This window comes from Stenotrophomonas sp. FR010 (assembly GCF_047520755.2).
GTDB classification, from domain to species: Bacteria; Pseudomonadota; Gammaproteobacteria; order Xanthomonadales; family Xanthomonadaceae; genus Stenotrophomonas; species Stenotrophomonas sepilia.
On sequence record NZ_JAXBQT020000009.1, the window covers coordinates 128,958 to 148,986 of the forward strand.

The 20,029-nt window shown below is 67.0% G+C and carries 15 protein-coding genes and 1 riboswitch; of the genes, 6 read left to right on the top strand and 9 right to left on the bottom strand.

Going from position 1 to position 20,029, the window contains the following annotated elements; genetic code table 11:
- Positions 1 to 91: 91 nt before the first annotated feature.
- Both secA and ACM0PK_RS10530 read left to right on the top strand, forming a co-directional pair.
- Positions 92 to 2,824, top strand: a complete 2,733-nt coding sequence (secA, locus tag ACM0PK_RS10525; RefSeq protein WP_414607661.1) for a preprotein translocase subunit SecA — start codon at positions 92 to 94, stop codon at positions 2,822 to 2,824.
- A 101-nt stretch (positions 2,825 to 2,925) separates the two neighbouring features.
- Positions 2,926 to 3,879, top strand: coding sequence for a Nudix family hydrolase (locus tag ACM0PK_RS10530; protein WP_134971294.1), 954 nt, complete (start codon positions 2,926 to 2,928; stop codon positions 3,877 to 3,879).
- A 102-nt stretch (positions 3,880 to 3,981) separates the two neighbouring features.
- Here ACM0PK_RS10530 and ACM0PK_RS10535 read toward each other — a convergent pair whose 3' ends face one another.
- Together ACM0PK_RS10535 and metF are read right to left on the bottom strand one after the other, a co-directional pair.
- A complete protein-coding gene (locus ACM0PK_RS10535; RefSeq protein WP_134971296.1) occupies positions 3,982 to 4,566 on the bottom strand; it encodes a DUF4124 domain-containing protein in 585 nt (194 codons plus the stop codon).
- Between the two features lie 40 nt (positions 4,567 to 4,606).
- Entirely contained in the window at positions 4,607 to 5,434 is an 828-nt protein-coding gene (gene metF, locus ACM0PK_RS10540) for a methylenetetrahydrofolate reductase [NAD(P)H] (protein WP_180885310.1), read from the bottom strand.
- Between the two features lie 150 nt (positions 5,435 to 5,584).
- Between metF and ACM0PK_RS10545 the strand changes: the two genes are divergently transcribed.
- A complete protein-coding gene (locus ACM0PK_RS10545) occupies positions 5,585 to 6,142 on the top strand; it encodes a DUF3228 family protein (protein WP_414607660.1) in 558 nt (185 codons plus the stop codon).
- A 41-nt stretch (positions 6,143 to 6,183) separates the two neighbouring features.
- Here ACM0PK_RS10545 and ACM0PK_RS10550 read toward each other — a convergent pair whose 3' ends face one another.
- Positions 6,184 to 6,675 carry a hypothetical protein gene (locus tag ACM0PK_RS10550; RefSeq protein WP_072167859.1) on the bottom strand — a complete coding sequence of 164 codons (492 nt, stop codon included), beginning with the start codon at positions 6,673 to 6,675 and terminating at the stop codon, positions 6,184 to 6,186.
- Positions 6,675 to 7,148, bottom strand: coding sequence for a Cys-tRNA(Pro) deacylase (gene ybaK, locus ACM0PK_RS10555; protein ID WP_134971300.1), 474 nt, complete (start codon positions 7,146 to 7,148; stop codon positions 6,675 to 6,677). Before ybaK ends, ACM0PK_RS10550 begins: the two co-directional genes overlap by 1 nt.
- 96 nt (positions 7,149 to 7,244) lie before the next feature.
- Between ybaK and ACM0PK_RS10560 the strand changes: the two genes are divergently transcribed.
- Positions 7,245 to 8,087, top strand: a complete 843-nt coding sequence (locus ACM0PK_RS10560) for a tetratricopeptide repeat protein (protein ID WP_414607659.1) — start codon at positions 7,245 to 7,247, stop codon at positions 8,085 to 8,087.
- Positions 8,088 to 8,148: 61 nt separating this feature from the next.
- Here the strand turns inward: ACM0PK_RS10560 and ACM0PK_RS10565 are convergent, their stop codons facing one another.
- From ACM0PK_RS10565 to ahcY, 3 genes are all read right to left on the bottom strand, one after another.
- Positions 8,149 to 9,510, bottom strand: coding sequence for a peptidoglycan-binding domain-containing protein (locus ACM0PK_RS10565; protein WP_271162496.1), 1,362 nt, complete (start codon positions 9,508 to 9,510; stop codon positions 8,149 to 8,151).
- 49 nt (positions 9,511 to 9,559) lie between these two features.
- Entirely contained in the window at positions 9,560 to 10,315 is a 756-nt protein-coding gene (locus tag ACM0PK_RS10570) for a lysozyme inhibitor LprI family protein (RefSeq protein WP_271162497.1), read from the bottom strand.
- A gap of 292 nt (positions 10,316 to 10,607) precedes the next feature.
- Positions 10,608 to 12,053: an adenosylhomocysteinase gene (ahcY, locus tag ACM0PK_RS10575; protein ID WP_072167863.1), complete on the bottom strand. Its 1,446-nt coding sequence runs from the start codon at positions 12,051 to 12,053 to the stop codon at positions 10,608 to 10,610.
- A gap of 36 nt (positions 12,054 to 12,089) precedes the next feature.
- Positions 12,090 to 12,173: riboswitch (S-adenosyl-L-homocysteine riboswitch) on the bottom strand.
- Positions 12,174 to 12,293: 120 nt separating this feature from the next.
- On the opposite strand from ahcY, the gene ACM0PK_RS10580 reads away from it, so the two are divergent.
- Positions 12,294 to 14,810, top strand: coding sequence for a S9 family peptidase (locus ACM0PK_RS10580; protein WP_414607658.1), 2,517 nt, complete (start codon positions 12,294 to 12,296; stop codon positions 14,808 to 14,810).
- A 237-nt stretch (positions 14,811 to 15,047) separates the two neighbouring features.
- On the top strand, positions 15,048 to 17,759 hold the full coding sequence (gene ppc / locus ACM0PK_RS10585; RefSeq protein WP_414607657.1) for a phosphoenolpyruvate carboxylase: 2,712 nt from the start codon (positions 15,048 to 15,050) through the stop codon (positions 17,757 to 17,759).
- A gap of 119 nt (positions 17,760 to 17,878) precedes the next feature.
- Here the strand turns inward: ppc and ACM0PK_RS10590 are convergent, their stop codons facing one another.
- Positions 17,879 to 18,385 carry an acyl-CoA thioesterase gene (locus ACM0PK_RS10590; protein ID WP_005415314.1) on the bottom strand — a complete coding sequence of 169 codons (507 nt, stop codon included), beginning with the start codon at positions 18,383 to 18,385 and terminating at the stop codon, positions 17,879 to 17,881.
- 188 nt (positions 18,386 to 18,573) lie between these two features.
- Positions 18,574 to 19,785, bottom strand: a complete 1,212-nt coding sequence (gene metK, locus ACM0PK_RS10595) for a methionine adenosyltransferase (protein WP_005408103.1) — start codon at positions 19,783 to 19,785, stop codon at positions 18,574 to 18,576.
- Positions 19,786 to 20,029 lie beyond the last annotated feature (244 nt).

The window sequence follows — 20,029 nt, forward strand, 5'->3', positions numbered from 1 at the left end:
TCGACAGGGCGCCAGGCGCCCTGTTTCGTTTGCGGCGGACGGATCCCCAGGGGGAGGCCGGGCGTCGTGTCCATCCAACCCGGTTCCTTCAATGATCAACAGCCTGCTTACCCGCGTATTTGGCAGTCGTAACGAACGACAGCTGCGCCAGCTCAACCGCATCGTCGCCAAGATCAATGCGCTGGAGCCGGAGATCGAGAAGCTGTCCGACGAGCAGCTTCAGGCCAAGACGCCGGAGTTCAAGCAGCGCATCGCTGGCGGTGAAGCCCTGGACAAGGTGCTGCCGGAAGCGTTCGCGGTCTGCCGCGAAGCCGGTCGCCGCGTGCTGGGCATGCGCCACTACGACGTGCAGTTGATCGGCGGCATGGTGCTTCACCTGGGCAAGATCGCAGAAATGCGCACCGGTGAAGGCAAGACCCTGGTGGCGACCCTGCCGGTGTACCTCAACGCGCTGGAAGGCAAGGGCGTTCACGTGGTCACCGTGAACGACTACCTGGCCCGCCGCGACGCCGCGCAGATGGGCAAGCTGTACAACTGGCTGGGCCTGAGCGTGGGCGTGGTGTACCCGGGCATGCCGCACAGCGACAAGCGCGAAGCATACGCTGCGGACATCACCTACGGCACCAACAACGAATTCGGCTTCGACTACCTGCGCGACAACATGGCGCTGTCCAAGGCCGACCGCTACCAGCGCGGCCTGCACTACGCCATCGTCGACGAAGTCGACTCCATCCTGATCGACGAAGCGCGCACCCCGCTGATCATCTCCGGTCCGGCCGATGATTCCCCGGAGCTGTACATCCGCGTCAACCGTGTCGTGCCGCACCTGGTCAAGCAGGAGGCGGAAGACGGCGAAGGCGATTTCTGGGTCGACGAGAAGGGCAAGCAGGTGCACCTGTCCGAAGCGGGCATGGAGCACGCCGAGCAGCTGCTGGTCGAGGCCGGCATCCTCGATGGCGAAACCGAAGGCCTGTACGCGGCGCAGAACCTGACCGTGGTGCACCACCTCAACGCCGCCCTGCGCGCGCACGCGATCTACCAGCGCGACGTGGACTACATCGTGCGCGATGGCGAAGTGGTCATCGTCGACGAGTTCACCGGCCGTACCCTGGCCGGCCGCCGCTGGTCCGATGGCCTGCACCAGGCGGTGGAAGCGAAGGAAGGCGTGCCGGTGCAGCGCGAGAACCAGACGCTGGCGAGCATCACCTTCCAGAACCTGTTCCGCATGTACAAGAAGCTGTCCGGCATGACCGGTACGGCCGATACCGAAGCGTTCGAGTTCCAGAGCATCTATGGCCTGGAAGTGGTGGTGATCCCGACCAACCGCCCGACCATCCGCAAGGACAGCCCGGACCAGGTGTTCCTCAACCGCAAGGGCAAGTTCAATGCGGTGCTGGCCGACATCGAAGAGTGCGCCAAGCGCGGCCAGCCGGTGCTGGTGGGTACCACCTCGATCGAAACCTCGGAAATGCTGTCCGAGCACCTGAGCAAGGCCGGCGTGAAGCACGAAGTGCTCAACGCCAAGCAGCATGACCGCGAAGCCACCATCGTCGCCAACGCCGGCCGTCCGGGCGCGGTGACCATCGCCACCAACATGGCCGGCCGTGGTACCGACATCGTGCTGGGCGGCTCGCTGGAAGCCGAGATCCACGCTCTGGGCGAGGACGCGACCGACGAGCAGAAGGCGGCGGTCAAGGCCGAATGGCAGAAGCGCCACGAGGCAGTAAAGGCGGCCGGCGGCCTGCATATCGTCGGCACCGAGCGCCACGAATCGCGTCGTATCGACAACCAGCTGCGTGGCCGTTCGGGCCGCCAGGGTGACCCGGGTTCGTCCCGCTTCTACCTGTCGCTGGAAGACAACCTGATGCGCATCTTCGCCTCCGACTGGGTGCAGAAGGCCATGCGCATGATGGGCATGAAGGAAGACGACGTCATCGAGGACCGCCTGGTCAGCCGCCAGATCGAAAAGGCGCAGCGCAAGGTCGAAGCCCACAACTTCGACATCCGCAAGAACCTGCTGGACTTCGACGACGTCAACAACGATCAGCGCAAGGTGATCTACGCCCAGCGCGACGAGCTGCTGGACGCCGAATCGGTGAAGGCGAACGTCGACGGCATCCGTGACGACGTGATCTTCGACATCGTTGCGCGCTTCGTGCCGCCGAACTCGATCGACGAGCAGTGGGACCTGCGTGGCCTGGAAGCGACGCTGGAGTCGGACTTCGGCCTGCAGATGTCGCTGACCGATCTGGTCAAGCAGCATGAGGAACTGGACGCTGAGGCCATCGCCAGCAAGGTCCAGGAGCGCGTCAGCCAGCACTTCGCCGAGAAGGAAGCCAGCCTGGGCGAAGAGACCATGCGCGCGCTGGAGAAGCACGTGATGCTGACCGTGCTGGACCAAAGCTGGAAGGAGCACCTGGCGCGCATGGATTACCTGCGCCAGGGCATCTACCTGCGTGGTTACGCGCAGAAGCAGCCCAAGCAGGAATACAAGAAGGAAGCCTTCGAGCTGTTCTCGGACATGCTGGAGAACGTCAAGCGCGAAGTGGTGACCCTGCTGGCCCGCGTGCGTATCCGCAGCGACGAGGAAGTGCAGGCCCTGGAGGCCGCCGAGCGCCAGCAGGCGCAGGCTCGCCTGAGCCAGTCGCAGTTCCAGCACCAGGATGCGGGCGGCTACAGTGCCGACGAGGAAGCCGCGCAGGTGCAGGCTGCGCAGCAGGGCGTCGCGCAGATGCAGCGCGACGAGCCGAAGATCGGCCGCAATGATCCGTGCCCGTGCGGCAGCGGCAAGAAGTACAAGCACTGCCACGGCCAGCTGAGCTGATCCAGAAGAGCCCCGCGAAAGCGGGGCTTTTCGTTTGTGGCGGGGGAGCTGCACCGGATCCGTGATTGCGCCGGCCGGCCTGTTCTGGGCATGCTTCCTCCATGCCTTCCCCCACCCGATCGATCCACGTCGTGGCCGCCGTCATCACCGACGCCCGTGGCCGCGTGCTGCTCAACCGCCGTACCGAGAACCGCGACATGGCCGGCCTGTGGGAGTTCCCCGGCGGCAAGCGCGAATCCGGCGAGACCTCCGAACAGGCGCTGGCGCGTGAACTGCGCGAAGAGCTGGGCATCGAGGCCGATGTCGGGCCCTGGCTGATGGATGTGCCGCAGCGCTATCCGGACAAGCACCTGACCCTGGAGGTGCGCCATGTGCGCAGCTGGAAAGGCACCCCGCGTGGCCGCGAAGGCCAGGCGATCACCTGGGTGGCGCAGGACAAGCTGGGCCGCTATTCGATGCCGCCGGCCGACCTGCCGGTGGTGGCCGCACTGCGCCAACCGGACCGCTACCTGATCACGCCGGCGCCGGCTGACGATGCCAGCGGCGTGCAGCACTGGCATGACTGCCTGCAGCGCGCGGTCGCGGCGGGCCAGCAGCGCATCCAGCTGCGCCTGCCACCGGAACACCCGCAACGGCAAGCGATGATCGAACAGGCCGTGCGCGCGCATCGTCGCGGCGTGCAGTGGCTGCTCAATCGCGACGTGGCGCTGGCACGTGCACTGGGCGTGGGGGTGCACCTGGGCAGCGAGCAGCTGCAGGACCTGCAGGAACGGCCCTTGCCGGAAGGGCAGCTTGTCGCCGCGTCCTGCCACGACCTGGAGCAGCTGCAGGCGGCGCAGCGGCTGGGCTGCGACTTCGCGGTGCTCGGCCCGGTGCAGGCCACGGCCAGCCATCCCGATGCGGTGCCGCTGGGCTGGGAAGCCTTCGCCGCGCTGCGCGCGCAGGTGTCGCTGCCGATCTACGCGTTGGGTGGGATGGCCGCCGGCCATATCGCCGAAGCCCGTCGCCATGGTGGGCAGGGTATCGCTGCGATTGGTGGGCTGTGGCCGGCGTGAGCCGGCATGCGGGGTCCGATCCCTGCACAGCAGGCCTCTGACCCCATCGCGGCAATCCGGGGTCGGAGCCCTTTCCGCTGGAAAGGGATCCGACCCGTCCGGTCACAACGTGATCCAGAAACACCCGTATTGCCGCCGCAACCCCAGCACCGTCGAAGCGCGCGACACGCTGCCGGGCAGCGTCTGCTCCAGGCGCAGGCCGACCGGATGCCGCACGGCCGGCGGCTCCGGGTCGGATCCCTGCGCCGCAGGGCCCTGATCCTCATCCTGCGATTGCGGCAGCGCCTGCGAGGGATACACCGGTACCACGTCTACCAGCGGCCGCCGCGCCAGCGATTCCAGTTGACCGAGGATGCGCTGCGCACCGGCATCGGAGACTGCGCCCCACAGGTACAGCGACGACAACCGGTTCACATCGTTGCTGAGGATGCCGACGCGCAGTGCGTCCACCAGCTCGCTCAGGCGACGTGGGCAGCGCGCCCCCAGGGTGTCGCGCGAAAGGGTGCTGCCGATGGGCGCGGGCGGTGGCAATCGCGATCGGGCGCCGACACTGTCGCAGGGGCGGTCGGTGTACACGCTCTGCCCCCGCGCATCAGTGCAGCGGTTCAAGCGTGGGGACTGCGCATGGACCACGCTCGACGCCGAGCACAATGACAGCAGCAACAGCAGGAAGGAAAGCCGGTTCATCGACGCAGGGTAGCGCCGATCGTGGTGGCATGGCGTGCTTTCAGCCGTGCAGCAGCTTCAGCACCGACGTGGTCGGCCTGGCCAGGTTCAGGGTGTAGAAGTGCAGGCCCGGCGCGCCGCCCTCGAGCAGGCGCTGGCACAGCCTGGCCACCACTTCGGTACCGAACGCCCGCACCGATTCGGCGTCATCGCCATAGGCCTGCATCTTGCGGCTGATCCAGCGCGGGATTTCCGCACCGCACTGCTCGGAGAAACGGCGCAGCTGGCTGAAGTTGGCGATCGGCATGATGCCTGGCGTGATGGGTACCTGCACGCCGAGCCGGCGCACGGCATCGACGAAGTGGAAGTACGCATCCGGGTTGTAGAAATACTGGGTGATCGCCGCGTCGGCGCCGGCATCGATCTTGGCCTTGAAGTGCTTGAGGTCGGCCAGTGCATCGGAGGCCTGCGGATGGGTCTCAGGGTAGGCGCCCACTTCGATGCGGAACGCATCGCCATGTTCGGCGCGGATGAACTCGATCAGCTCGGCGGCGTAGCGCATGTCGCCGGGAAACCCCATGCCGGAGGGCAGGTCGCCGCGCAGCGCGACCAGGCGACGGCAACCGATGGCGCGGTACAGCTTGAGCAGTTCGCGGATCTCCTGGCGGGTGCCGCCGACGCAGGACAGATGCGGCGCCGCCTCGAAGCCATGGTGCTGGTTGAGATGGCGCACGGTCTCGGAGGTATAGCTCAGGGTCGAGCCACCAGCGCCGAAGGTACAGGACACGTACTCGGGGCTGTAGTCCTTCAGCCTGGCCGCGGCACGATCCAGCTGGCTGCGCTGTTCGTCGGTCTTGGGCGGATAGAACTCGAAGCTGATGGCAGTCATGGCGTGGTCGGCGGCGGCAGGTGCGGGTCAGTATATCGCTTCATCAAGATGGATGTTCAGTGATTCTGTGTGCAGGCGCCGCGAGCGTAAGGCCGTGCAGGTGCTGCCAGCGGTTACCCTGTGCGGCGGATTCCTAGATCGCGCCGCACCATGTCCATCGTTCTTACCGATTTCGCCCGTCCCCGCCTGTTCCCGCGCATGCCGCGCGGCAACACCATCCAGGACTGCACTGCCGAACAGTTCGAGGGGTACCTCAATGCCCATGAACCGATGAAGGTCCTGCAAGGTTATGCCCCCTTCTGCAAACTGTTCGTCTATGAGAACTGGACCAGCACCCGGTGCCTGACGGTGCCGATCACCGAGGCCAACCGCCATCTGCTGCGCAGTGGTTACGAGGCGCGCAACCGGGAGGAACTGCCGGTACTGGTGCGCTGGTTCGAAGGCGTGGAATCGCCGCGCGCCAACTATCTGGTCGTCATCCTGTACAGCGCGGAGCAGCTTGCGAAGGAAGGCTCGCCGATCGAGGCTGATTGGGGCATCGTCGGCTGCATCTACACCGCTGAGCCGGACGAGGTGCCGATGGCCCCGATCACGATGATGCGCAATGCGCTGGGCGTGGAAGAGGGCGGCTCCGGCGTGCCGCTGGACCGCGAGGCGTACCGGCGTGCGGTGGAATTCTGGGAGAACAACGCCAATTGGCGGCCGTAGGGGAAGGACAGGCCAGTAGAGCCACGCCATGCGTGGCTGCTTCATCGTTCGACGGTTTTCCACTCCCACCAGGGGTAGTGATACTCGCGGTCGATCGCCTGCCAGTGTTGGCCGCAGCGGGTGCAGGCGACGCTATGGCAGTTGCCCCAGCCATCCTCCGCTGCGTCGAGCGACAGCAGCTGCATCTGCCCGTGTTCGATCAGCCGACGGGGGTCGAAGAACGGGTAGCCGGGGTTGAGCGCACACAGGCAGCCGGTGCCCGCGCGCCAGAAACGCAGCCGCTGCAGCGCCGCCTTCAGGTGCGCCTGGTTGCTGACCAGCATGCCGCCCAGCGCTATGCCTGCGCTGCGCTGCTCGATCAACGTCACGTGCGGTGCCAGCGCGTCCAGCGGCGCCGCATCGAACAGCCGGGCGAGCGTACGCGCGGCGTCGGTGATGCGCCCGCCGTCGCCTGACAGCAGGTCCTGCAGCAGCGCCTGGGCGTGGGCATTGTTGAGCATGGGGGCTGGCGCCGCAGACCAGGGCCAGCGCATCAGCGCGCCTTGCCGATGGCGGCGAAGTGTCCGCCGGTGAGCTGCAGCAGATCGCCCGGTGCCAGTTCCACTTCCAGGCCACGACGGCCGGCGCTGACATGCAGCGTGTGCAGGGATTCCGCACTGGAATCAAGAAAGGTGCGAAGGCGCTTTTTCTGGCCCAGCGGGCTGATGCCACCGACCAGATAGCCGGTCGCACGCTGTGCGGCGTCAGCGGCGGCCATCTCGCATTTCCTGCAGCGGGCAGCTTCGGCCAGCGCCTTCAGGTCCAGCTGGCCGGCGACCGGCACGATGGCCACCAGCAGTTCGTGGGTGTCGGTACTGGCCAGCAGGGTCTTGAACACCTGTGCCGGGTCTAGGCCGAGCTTTTCCACGGCTTCGTCACCATAGGAGGCGGCATGGGCATCGTGCACGTAGCTGCGCACGCTGTGGGCGATGTTCTCGCGCTTGAGCAGATTGATGGCGGGGGTCATGCGCGCATCGTAGCGCGCAGGGAATAACCTGCCTTGACCGGGGCTACTGGTGGGCCCCTGCGATAATGGGCGCTGTACACCGTCTGGACTCTCATCATGCGCGCACCGGCCCTGCTTCATGGCCTGACTCTGGATAGCGAACCGTGCGCGGGCCCGTACCCACCGCAGGGCTTCTGGCCGATCGCCGAAGGTGCACTGGGCAACGGTGATCAGTTCGGTCTGTACTGGCCGCTGGGTCGGGAAGCTGAGCCGCCCGTGGTCTGCGAAATGTTCCATGACGAGGGGCGGATGGTCTTCCGCCATTCCTCGTTGGATGTCTTCGCGCAGTGGCTGGATGCCGGTGGCGCGGAACAGGACGACGATGACGGCTGCGAGCCGCGTGAGCACGCGGTACCGGATGCGGGATCGCCGTTGCCCTTGATCGAGTGTGCGCAGCGGCATGTACAGGCCGCCGAACCGGCCCAGGCAATCGCGTTGCTGGAGGATGCCTGCAGGCGCTTTCCGGAACTGCCGCGCGCGTGGGCCATGCTGGCAGGGCAGCAGATGCGCCTGGACCAGCACGCGGTGGCCGTGGCGGCAGCACGTGCGGCGATCCTGGCCAACTGGGCTTTCGGCATTCCCGAGCCCGGCGTGCTGCGCATGCTGCGGGCCACCGATGCCGCCGGCGATCCTGTGCTGGCAATGGCGCAGCAGATGGGGTTCGCCTTCGGCGGCGCCAAGACCAACCCGGACTATGCGCTGATGCAGGCGTGCATCGATCAGTGCTGGGATGCGGGAGATACGCTGGCGGCACTGCGCGTGAGCCAGAACCACTGCTACCTGTTGAGCAGCGAGACGGTTTCCTTCCAGCAGCGCGAAGGCTTCGATCTGGAGGCCTGGCGGCGCGACTTCGCCGCACGGTGCCAGCGTGCGCTGCACGACGACCGGCAGCGCATGTAGATCCAGGCCATGGGGCCGGAGCCCTTTCCCGTGGAAAGGGATCCAGCCCCGCGACGCGGGATCAGCGCGACATCGATTGCTGCGTCTGTATCTGTTCCTGGGTCTGCCGCTGTGACAGCTCGTTGTCCAGCGCCTGGCTCTGCCGCGTGCTGTCCTGCAGGTTCTGGTTCACCGCCTGCGACAGATCGACGTAGGTGCGGTGCATGGCGGGATCGCCGAGCTGGCCCTGCACCGCGAACACGCCCTGGTTGTCCGGCCGCGCCAGCACGGTATCGACCTGGCTCATGCCGGCCAACTTTGACTCGTAAGCCACCTGGCCTGCGGCGTTCTCGAGCTGGCTGCGGTCATTGAACAGCGGCGACAGGCCGCCCTGGCGACGCTGTTCTTCCAGTGCCTCCAGCTTTTCCACGACCTGCTGGTAGCGGGGGTGGTCGGCGTGGCCCGGGGTGGCCATGGTCGGCTCGGCCGCCGTGCGCTCCTGCTCGGCCGCCTGTGCATGCTGCTGGGTGGCCGCCTCCAGCGCCCCCAGGGTTGCGCCGCCGGCCTTGCCGTCAACGGTGAGCTGGTGGTCACGCTGGAACTGCTTGACCGCTTCCACGGTGCCGGGGCCGAAATCGCCATCGGCCACCAGCGGCTTGCCGTCCTTGCCCAGGTAGCCCAGGTCGGACAGCTTCTGCTGCATGGCCTGTACCTCATCGCCCTTGCTGCCGCTGACCAGCACGCCGTTGCCCGCAGGCGTACCCGGTGACCCGTGCGGGGGAGCATGGGTGGGGGTAATGCCGATCTGGACCATGGCCCGGTCGAAGCGCTCATCGCGGCTGGCTACGGCGGCCTGCGACTGGATGCCGTACTTGGTGGCATCGACGAAGTTCTGCACGTCGCCGCGCGTCGGCGGATTGCCGGCCTGGACGGTGCCGCCCTGCAGCGTTTCCGCATTGCCGGCCAGATAGCTGATGAACTGCGGGCCCATGCTGCCGAACTGGTTGTCATAGTCCGCCATGGCCAGCTGCAACTCCGGGTTGGCGGCGATGGCATCGGCCGCGGCCGGATTGGTTGCACGTACCTTGGCGATGGCCTGATCGACACGCTCGATGGCGCTGTCCAGCTTGGCGTTGGTGAGCTCGTCCATCCTGGCCTGCGGAATGGCCTGCAACTTGGCGTCGAGCGCCGCCAGCTGCTGGGTGCTCAATCCGCCCTGCTGGGACAACAGTGCGATGTCACCATCGGTGAAGCCGTTGTCGCGCAGGAAGCGCCTGGCCTGCGGATTGCCGCCGACATCGAACTGCACCAGCCCGAACGAATAGGTGCTTGCGCCTTTCTGTGCGTATGAGAAGTGGTCCAGGTGGCGGGTGTTGCCGCCCAGCTCGGTGTTGAGGAACAGCGTGGACAGCTGTTCGCGCGTAAGGGTGGAATCCGTTGCCATGGTCATCGTCCTTCAATGAGGGTAAAGCGCCGGGCGTGCCCGGCGATTGTCAGCCGGCGCAGTGCTGCTGGGTGAAGCCGAGCAGCTGGCGGATGGCCTGGGTGCCGTAAGCAGCCGGCGCCGGTTCGAGGGCGAACTGGCCGACCATCTGGTTGCTGCACAGCTGCACGTTGCGCCTGCCAGCGGAGGTTTCCTGGGTGCAGTTGGCTGCGAGCAGGGCGTTGGGGCCGCCGCCCATGTTCGTGGCGGCCGTGCAGCCCAGCAGGCGGCCTTCCTGGCCGTTCTCACCCAGCAGCGTGTTGAAGTTCGCCAGCTGGCTGTTGGGATCGCGCAGCACCAGCAGGTCCACGCATTGCTGCTGGCCGTCAGGGGCTTCGCATGCATCCTGGTCGACCAGGCCGTCACGCGTGGCGGACAGCACCTTGAGGCGATCGGCGTACACCTGCTGCAGGCACTGTGCATCAGTGCACAGGTCGCGGGTGTGCTCCTGCCAGCGCTGCTGTTCGGCGTGCAGCTTGCTCTGCCCTGCTGCATCGAGCGTGGCCTGTGCGGCAGTGACCGCCTTGCCCACGTCCGCATCCAGGCCGGTCAGGGTCGGGTCCTTGCAGACCAGGGTCTGTGCCGGCGACGCTGCATCGGCGCAGCCAGCGCTCGTGTCGGCGACCGTGGCGGGCGCGTCGGCGGCGTTGCCTGCGGGGCTGGCCTGTCCGCTGGCCGCAGCCGGAGCCGTAGCGCCGGCTTCGCCGGCAGGTGGGGTGCAGGCGGCCAGCAGGGCCACCCAGCACAGGGGCATCAGGGGCTTCATGGCCCGGTTCAGTCGTTCACGGTTGCGCGGCATGTCCTGTCCTTTGGTGTCTGCGTCCCGGCGCATGGCCTGCGGTTGGCAGCCCACGCGGGCGTAAAGCCTAGCAAGCGGCTTCTTAGTGCTCCGTGACAGGGTGCGCGGATCGGTTGCCGGGTGCCGCAACGCAGAACGGGCGCCCGGAGGCGCCCGTCCTGTCTGCATCCGTTGCCGGGGTCAGAGCCCTTTCATGCGGAAAGGGATCCGACCCCGCGTACGCCGGTAGTGCCGGCCGCTGGCCGGTACCCCGCAGGCATCAGTAGCGGTAGTGGTCCGGCTTGAACGGGCCTTCCACCGGCACGCCGATGTAGTCGGCCTGTTCCTGGCTCAGGGTGGTCAGCTTCACGCCGATCTTTTCCAGGTGCAGGCGGGCCACTTCTTCGTCCAGCTTCTTCGGCAGCAGGTAGACCTTCTTCTCGTAGCTGTCCTTGTTCGCCCACAGGTCGATCTGTGCCAGGGTCTGGTTGGCGAAGCTGTTGGACATCACGAAGCTCGGGTGGCCGGTGGCGCAGCCCAGGTTCACCAGGCGGCCTTCGGCCAGCAGGAAGATCGCGTTGCCGTTCGGGAAGATGTACTTGTCCACCTGCGGCTTGATGTTGACATGCTTGATGCCCGGGTAGGACACCAGTGCGTCGACCTGGATCTCGTTGTCGAAGTGGCCGATGTTGCAGACGATGGCCTGGTCCTTCATCGCGCTCAGGTGCTCGATGCGGATGATGTCGCGGTTGCCGGTGGTGGTGACATACAGGTCGGCACGGCCCAGGGTCGACTCGATGGTGTTGACTTCATAGCCTTCCATCGCCGCCTGCAGCGCGCAGATCGGGTCGATCTCGGTGACGATCACGCGCGCGCCGTAGGCACGCAGCGAGGCCGCGCAGCCCTTGCCGACGTCGCCGTAGCCGCAGACCACGGCCACCTTGCCGGCCAGCATCACGTCCATCGCGCGCTTCAGGCCGTCGGCCAGCGACTCGCGGCAGCCGTACAGGTTGTCGAACTTGCTCTTGGTGACCGAGTCGTTGACGTTGATCGCCGGGATCAGCAGGGTGCCAGCCTGGGCCAGCTGGTACAGGCGGTGCACACCGGTGGTGGTCTCTTCGGAGACGCCCTTCCAGTCCTTCACCACGCGGCCCCAGTAACCCGGGCGCTCCTTGGCCACGCGCTTGAGCAGGTTCTTGATGACCTGTTCTTCGTGCGAGGCAGAGGGGGTGTTGACCCAGTCGCTGCCGTTTTCCAGCTCGTAGCCCTTGTGGATCAGCAGGGTCACGTCACCGCCGTCGTCGACCACCAGTTCCGGGCCGGTCAGGGTGCCGTCGGCCAGGGTGAAGGTCAGCGCATCCAGGGTGCAGTCCCAGTACTCTTCCAGGGTCTCGCCCTTCCAGGCGAACACCGGGGTGCCGGTGGCGGCGATGGCGGCAGCCGCGTGGTCCTGGGTCGAGAAGATGTTGCACGAGGCCCAGCGCACATCGGCGCCGATGTCCTTCAGGGTCTCGATCAGCACCGCGGTCTGGATGGTCATGTGCAGCGAGCCGGTCACGCGCACGCCCTTCAGCGGCAGCTCGGCCTGGTACTTGCGGCGGATCGACATCAGGCCCGGCATTTCGTGCTCGGCGATGTCCAGTTCCTTGCGGCCCCAGTCGGCCAGCGTGATATCGCGGATCTTGTAATCACCTTCGGTGGAGAAGGTCTTGGCAACAGCGTTCATTCGTGTGCTCCGGTTGTGGGCGAGCGGATGCTCGCATCTAGCCGGGCGCCGTTGTTACAAAGCCACCTTACCGAGCCTGGCCGGGCCTCGTGGGATCCGGTCGCAGCGCCCCTCGGCAGGGGAGGACCCCCATTATATCGCGGCCCCAGCGTGACATCGGCATGACCCAACCATCGGCAGATGGGGCCACGTGCACGGCCTGTTAAGGTCGGTGTTTTCACGCATCACACAGGTGGAACGATGAGCATGCACGCGCGCCGCACACGGCGCTGGACCGGCCTGGTCCTGTCGATGGGGCTGCTGGCGGTGGCCCCGCTGGCCTGGGCGGCAGCTTCGCAGCCCGTTGCCGCGCAGGCGCAGGGTGTCAACGGCTACGAACTGCCATCGGCCGCACTGCAGGCAGTGGTCGATGCCCCGCGCGCGCCGTCGCTGTTCCTGTCGCCGCGCCGCGACGTGGCTGCGATGATGCAGATGCCGTCGCTGCCGTCGATCCAGGTGGTGGCGCAGCCGGAACTGAAGCTGGCCGGCCTGCGCATCAACCCGCGCACGTTCTCCGACAGCCGCTTCAGCTTCGGCGAGAAGCTGTGGCTGATGAACGTGGCCGATGGCAAGGACCGGCAGATCAGTGGCCTGCCGGCCACGCTGTCGATCGCCAGTGTGATGTGGTCGCCGGACCAGAAGTGGCTGGCGTTCAACCAGGTCGACGCCGCCAGCGGCGCCAATGAACTGTGGCTGGTGGATGTGGCCGGTGGCAGTGCCCGTCGCCTGGTTGCAGGCCTGAACACGGTGATCGGCAGCGGCTACCAGTGGCTGCCGGACAGCCGCGGGCTGGTGGTGTTCACCCGCCCGGCCAACCTGGGGCCAGCCCCGGCCGCCGACGGCGTCCCGACCGGCCCTGCCGTGCAGCAGACCAGCCAGGGCGGCGGCGTGGTGTCGATCCGCACCTACCAGGACCTGCTGAAGAACGAAGCCGACGCTCGCCAGTTCGATTACTACGCCACCACCCAGCCGATGGAAGTCGGCCTGGATGGCAGTACCCGCGCGATCGGTGCGGCCGGCATCTTCATGGGCTTCTCGGTGTCGCCTGACGGCCGCTTCGTGCTGCGCCAGCCGGTGCAGCGTCCGTACTCCTACGTGGTGCCGGTAAGCAGTTTTCCGCGCCGCATTGAAGTGATCGACCGTGCCACCGGCAAGCTGGTGCATACCGTGGCGGTGCGCCCGCTGGTGGAAGGCCTGCCGACCGGCAACGATGCCGAAGTGACCGGCGTGCGCGACATCAGCTGGCGCGGTGATGCCGATGCCACCCTGGTCTGGGCCGAAGCGCAGGACGGTGGTGATCCGAACCGGGAAGCCAAGGTGCGCGATGCGGTGCTGATGCAGGCCGCGCCGTTCGACAAGCCGCCGGTGACCCTGGCCCAGCTTGGCAGCCGCCTGAGCGGCATCAACTGGGGCCGTGGCGACCTGGCCCTGCTGACCGAGTCGTGGTGGAAGACCCGCAGCACCAAGACTTGGCTGATCGCCCCGGACAACGCCGGTGCCGAGCCGCGCCTGCTGTGGGATCGTGACGCGCAGGACCGTTATGCCGATCCGGGGCGGCCGCTGCTGGCCAGCGATGAACGTGGTCGCTCGCTGCTGCAGACCAGCCCGGATGGCAGCAGCCTGTACCTGGCCGGCGCCGGTGCTTCGCCGGAGGGCGACCGCCCGTTCGTGGACCGCTTCGACATCGCCACGGGCAAGGCGACGCGTCTGTTCCATTCGCAGGCGCCGAGCTATTCGCTGCCGGTGGCATTGCTGGACAACCAGGGCAGTTCGCTGCTGCTGAGCCGCGAGAGCCCGGACGAACCGGCCAACTTCTACGTGCAGTCGCTGGCCGATGCCGGTGCCGCACCGCGCGCTCTGACCCGTTTCGCCCATCCGCTGCCGCAGCTGAAGGGCGTGCAGAAGGAGCAGATCCGCTACAAGCGCAAGGATGGGGTCGACCTGACCGCGACACTGCTGCTGCCGCCGGGCTACGACCCCAAGCGCGACGGCCCGCGCCCGCTGCTGATGTGGGCCTACCCGGGCGAGTTCAAGAGCGCGGCCGCGGCCAGCCAGGTGACCGATTCGCCGTATCGCTTCAATGCGGTCAGCTACTGGGGCCCGCAGGCGTTCCTGGCCAAGGGCTATGTGGTGCTGGCCAGCCCGTCGATGCCGATCATTGGCGAGGGCGACAAGGAACCCAACGACACCTACATCGAACAGCTGGTGGCCAATGCGCAGGCGGCGGTGGATGAAGTGGTGCGGCGTGGTGTGACCGATCGCGAGCACATCGCCATCGGCGGCCATTCCTACGGTGCGTTCATGACCGCCAACCTGCTGGCGCACACCCGCCTGTTCAAGGCCGGCATCGCGCGCAGCGGTGCCTACAACCGCACGCTCACCCCGTTCGGTTTCCAGGCCGAGGAACGCAACTACTGGCAGGCGCAGGACGTCTACCAGAAGATGGCGCCGTTCAATTATGCCGACAGGATCAAGGATCCGATCCTGTTCATCCACGGCGTGGACGACAACAACTCCGGCACGTTCCCGATCCAGAGCGAGCGCATGTTCGCCGCGGTGAAGGGCCTGGGTGGCACCGCGCGGCTGGTGATGCTGCCGAACGAATCGCATGCCTACCGCGCACGCGAATCGATCATGACCATGCTGGCCGAGAGCGAGCGCTGGCTGGAGCAGACCATCGGCCCGGCCGAGCAGGGCAAGGTGAAGAAGAAGCGCTGATACCTGCATGAGGGCGGCCCCTGCAACAGGGGCCGCCTGTGCGGCTGCGCCGCCGCCCGAGCATGGGCTCGGGCGCTACACGGTGTCACGCGCCACGACGCTTGTAGAGCCGAGCCCATGCTCGGCTGCGTCCGCCAGGGATGCGTGCAGATGAAACCATTTTTGCGTCGCAGCACGCTGCCCGTTCTGGTTTAGGCTTGGGGTCTGGATCCGTTGACCGAGGCCTGTGCGTCGCCGATGAACGAGTACCGCAGCAGCATCGAGTTTGCTTCCCCCGATCTTCCGCTTCGCGATGACGTGCGCCGGCTCGGCGCACTGGTCGGTGATCTGCTGGTCGAGCAGGTATCAGCGGCTTTCCTCGACGAGGTCGAGGACGTGCGCACCCGCGCCATCGCCCGCCGCGAGAACCAGGCACCGCTGTCGGAGCTGGCCGAAGGGCTGGCCGGGCGCACGCCGCAGCAGGCCGAGACCATGGTGCGGGCGTTCAGCACCTACTTCCAGGTGGTCAACATTGCCGAGCGCGTGCATCGCATCCGCCGCCGCCGTGACTACCAGCGTGCCGGTACCGCAGGGGCGCAGCCCGACGGCCTGCAGGATGCGCTGCAGCACCTGAAGGCGCAGGGCGTGGGCCTGGACGAGCTGGCGCAGTGGCTGCCGCGCATCGACATCGAACCGGTGTTTACCGCGCACCCGACCGAAGCGGTGCGCCGTGCGCTGCTGGAGAAAGAGCAGCTGATGGTGGCCAGCCTGGTCGACAACCTCGACGGTCAGCGCACGCCGGGGGAAGCGGCCGCCGATGCTGCGCGCTTCCGCATGGCGCTGACCGCGTCGTGGCAGACCACTGATTCCTCGCCGGTGCGGCCCACTGTCGATGACGAGCGCGAGCACGTCGGCTTCTATCTGGTGCAGGTGCTGTACCGCGTGATTCCGGTGCTGTACGAATCGCTGCAGCAGGCGCTGCGCGATACCTATGGTGAAGAGCTGCCACTGCCGCGGCTGCTGCGCTTCGGTACGTGGGTGGGCGGGGACATGGACGGCAACCCGAACGTGGATGCCCACACCATCCGCAGTACGCTGGATGCGCAGCGGCAGGCGGTACTGGCGCGCTACCAGAAGGAACTGCTGCAGCTGGCCAGCCTGCTCAGCCAGTCCACCGAGCGGGTGGGCGTGAGCGATGCGCTGCAGGCGCGCGTGGCGCACTACCAGCAGCTGCTGCCGCAGGTACAGTCGCGCCCGCGCCATGCCGACATGCCCTACCGCCTGCTCAACGATCGCATGCGCGCGCGCCTGCAGGCCACGCTGGAAGACGGCGAGGGCGCTTACGCCGGCCCGGATGAACTGATCGACGACCTGCAGCTGATCCTCGACAGCCTGCGCGCGAACCGCGGCGAGCATGCCGGTGGCTTCGCCGTGCAGCGGCTGTTGTGGCGGGTGAAGACGTTCGGCTTCCATCTGGCGCGGTTGGACGTGCGTCAGGAATCGAGCGTGCATGCGCGCGCGCTGGCGGCGGTGCTGGGCGGCGACGCAGCGTGGGACGGCCTGGATGCATTGGGCCGCGCGCGCCTGCTGGCACCGCATGCCAGCGGTGAGGTGCCGTTGCCGGAAGGCGACGACGACGGTAACCGGCGGCTCGACGCCGTGTTCGCTGCATTGGCCGATGCCCGTGCGCGGCATGGCGGCGATGCACTGGGCAGTTACATCATTTCGATGGCGCACGACCGCAGCGACGTGCTGGCGGTGCTGGCGCTGGCGCGGCGTGGTGGCCTGGTCGATGCCGATGGCGGCGTGCCGCTCGATATCGCGCCGCTGTTTGAAACTGTGGACGACCTCAAGCGCGGCACCGCCACGCTGCGCGACCTGCTGGAGGATCCGGTGTACCGCGCGCACCTGCGTGCACGCGATGATGTTCAGATGGTGATGCTGGGCTATTCGGACAGCAGCAAGGATGGTGGCATTGCTGCTTCGCGCTGGGGCCTGCAGCGCGCGCAGGTGGAACTGCTGGAGGTGGCGGCCGAGGCGGGCATCCGACTGACCTTCTTCCATGGCCGGGGCGGCTCGATCAGCCGTGGTGGTGGCAAGACCACCCATGCGGTGGATGCGTCGCCGCGTGGCAGCATCGATGGCCGCCTGCGGGTGACCGAGCAGGGCGAGGTGATCCATCGCAAGTACGGCATCCGTGCGCTGGCCCTGCGCTCGCTGGAGCAGGCCACCGGTGCAGTGCTGCGCACCAGCCTGCGCCCGCGCGCCGCCGAGCCGCGCGAGGATGACTGGCGGCCGGTGATGGATGCGGTGGCTGCGGCCAGCAGCGAGGTGTATCGCGGGTTCGTTGGCCAGCCCGGTTTCATGGATTACTTCCGTACCGCCACGCCGATCGACGTGATCGAGCGGATGACGCTGGGCTCGCGGCCGTCGCGCCGGCTCGGCCAGGACGCAGCGCTGGGCAACCTGCGTGCGATTCCCTGGGTGTTCGCCTGGAGCCAGGCGCGTGCGGTGATTCCCGGCTGGTACGGCGTGGGCAGTGGCCTGCAGGCCGCGGTCGATGCCGGCCACGAACAGACCCTGCGCGATATGGCGCGGGACTGGCCGTTCTTCCGTACCTTCCTGGACGACATCGCGATGGTGCTGTCCAAGGGCGATATCACCATCGCCGAGCAGTTCTCGCTGTTGTCGGGCGACCTGCATGGGCGCTTCTTCCCGCAGGTGCAGCGCGAACTGGAACTCACCCGGCGCTGGCTGCTGGCGTTGATGGACCAGAAGACGCTGCTGGACCACGACGCGCGGCTGGCGCTGTCGATCCGCCTGCGCAATCCCTACGTCGATCCGATCAGCGTGCTGCAGGTGGATCTGCTGCAGCGCTGGCGGGCCAGCGGGCGCGAGGATGACGATCTGCTGCGCGCGCTGGTGGCGTGCGTGAACGGCGTTTCGCAGGGTGTGCAGAACACCGGCTGACCTTCCGCATCCGCCCGGCGTGGCCCGGCGAATTCGAAAGGGTAGTGCCAGCCGCTGGCTGGCAACCTCATGATGTTTGGCAGCACGCGCGAGGTTGCCGGCCAGCGGCCGGCACTACCTCATTCCTCCGGCGACGGCGGGTTCGACGCCAGCAGTTCCAGGTGGCGCTGCTCCATTTCCTGGCGCAACTGGCGGCGGATCTGTGCTGCGGCCTGGCGGCGCTTTTCGTCGGACGTTGCCGGCTGCAAGGGCGGGACAGGTGTCGGCCGGCCTTCTTCATCCACTGCGACCATCGTGAAGAAGCAGCTGTTGGCGTGGCGCACGCTGCGCTTGAGGATGTCCTCGGCCACCACCTTGATGCCGATCTCCATCGATGAGGTGCCGGTGTAGTTCACCGAGGCCAGGAAGGTGACCAGCTCGCCCACCGCGATGGGCTGGCGGAACATCACCTGGTCCACCGACAGGGTGACCACGTAGCTGCCGGCATAGCGGCTGGCGCAGGCGTAGGCCACCTGGTCAAGCAGGCGCAGGATGGCGCCACCATGGACCTTGCCGGAGAAATTGGCCATTTCCGGCGACATCAGCACGGTCATGGACAGCTGGTGGGTTTTCAGTTCGGTCGACATGCGGCGATTGTATCGGCAACCGGTCGTGCCGGCCGCTGGCCGGCAACCACGCGGTTGTTTCCGGAGGCCATGAAAAAGCCGGCCGCTGGCCGGCAACCACGCGGTTGTTTCCGGAGGCCATGAAAAAGCCGGCCAGCGGCCGGCTCTACCAGAAGCAGAAGGGCCGCGTGAGCGGCCCTTCGTGTTGCTTACTTCAGCTTCGCATCGGCGCGCAGGGCGGCGGCGCGGTCGGTCTTCTCCCAGGAGAAGGCCGTGGCGTTGACGGTCTCGCCTTCGCCGTTGAGGTAGCTGAACTCCTTCGGCTTGCGGCCGAAGTGGCCGTAGGCCGCAGTCTGCTGGTACATCGGGTGGATCAGGTCCAGCATCTTGATGATGCCGTACGGGCGCAGGTCGAAGTGCTTGCGGATCAGCTTCTCGATCTTGTCGTCGCTGATCTTGCCGGTGCCGAAGGTGGTGACCGAGATCGAGGTCGGCTCAGCCACGCCGATGGCGTAGGAGACCTGCACTTCGCAACGGTCGGCCAGGCCGGCGGCAACCACGTTCTTGGCGACGTAGCGGGCCGCGTAGGCGGCCGAGCGGTCGACCTTGGACGGGTCCTTGCCGGAGAAAGCACCACCACCGTGACGGGCCCAGCCGCCGTAGGTGTCGACGATGATCTTGCGGCCGGTCAGGCCGCAGTCGCCCACCGGGCCGCCGATCTCGAACTTGCCGGTCGGGTTGATGTGGAACTTGGTGCCCTTGTGCAGCCACTTGGCCGGCAGCACCGGCTTGATGATCTCTTCGCGGACGGCCTCGATGAGGTCCTTCTGCTTGATGCCCGGGGCGTGCTGGGTCGACAGGACCACGGCGTCGATGGCCGAGACCACGCCGTTTTCATAGCGCAGGGTGACCTGGCTCTTGGCGTCCGGGCGCAGCCACGACAGCGGCGAGTTCTTCTTCTTGCGGATCTTGGCCTGCTGCTCGACCAGGCGGTGCGACAGGTGGATCGCGGCCGGCATGTAGCTGTCGGTCTCGTTGGTGGCATAGCCGAACATCAGGCCCTGGTCGCCAGCGCCCATTTCTTCCGGCTTCTTGCGGTCCACGCCCTGGGCGATGTGCGGCGACTGCTTGCCGATCAGGTTCAGCACGCCGCAGGTGGCGCCGTCGAAGCCGACGTCGGAGCTGTCGTAGCCGATGTCCGTGATGACCTTGCGGGTCAGCGCTTCCAGGTCGATCCAGGCGCTGGTGGTGATTTCACCGGCCACGATGGCAACGCCGGTCTTGACCATGGTCTCGCAGGCCACGCGGGCGCGCTGGTCCTGGGTCAGGATCGCGTCCAGCACCGCATCGGAGATCTGGTCGGCAACCTTGTCCGGATGGCCTTCGGAGACCGACTCGGAGGTGAAGAGATAGCTGGACATCAGGCGTAATATCCCTTGATTCGGATGGAAAGATGGGCGCGCATGATACACGGGGTACGCCGCCTGTGCATTGTGAACCCGTACCGGTTGCCGGTGGTTAAGCCCGCGTAGGCCCGGCAGGGGCCGTCATGACGGGATTGGGGGCCGGCCTCGAGGCCCAGTGTTCCACCAGCGTGACAACAGACGGGCCTGCCCAACCCCCGACCGCGCAGGCCGCGAACCGGCCGTCAAGGCGGGCCGGCCG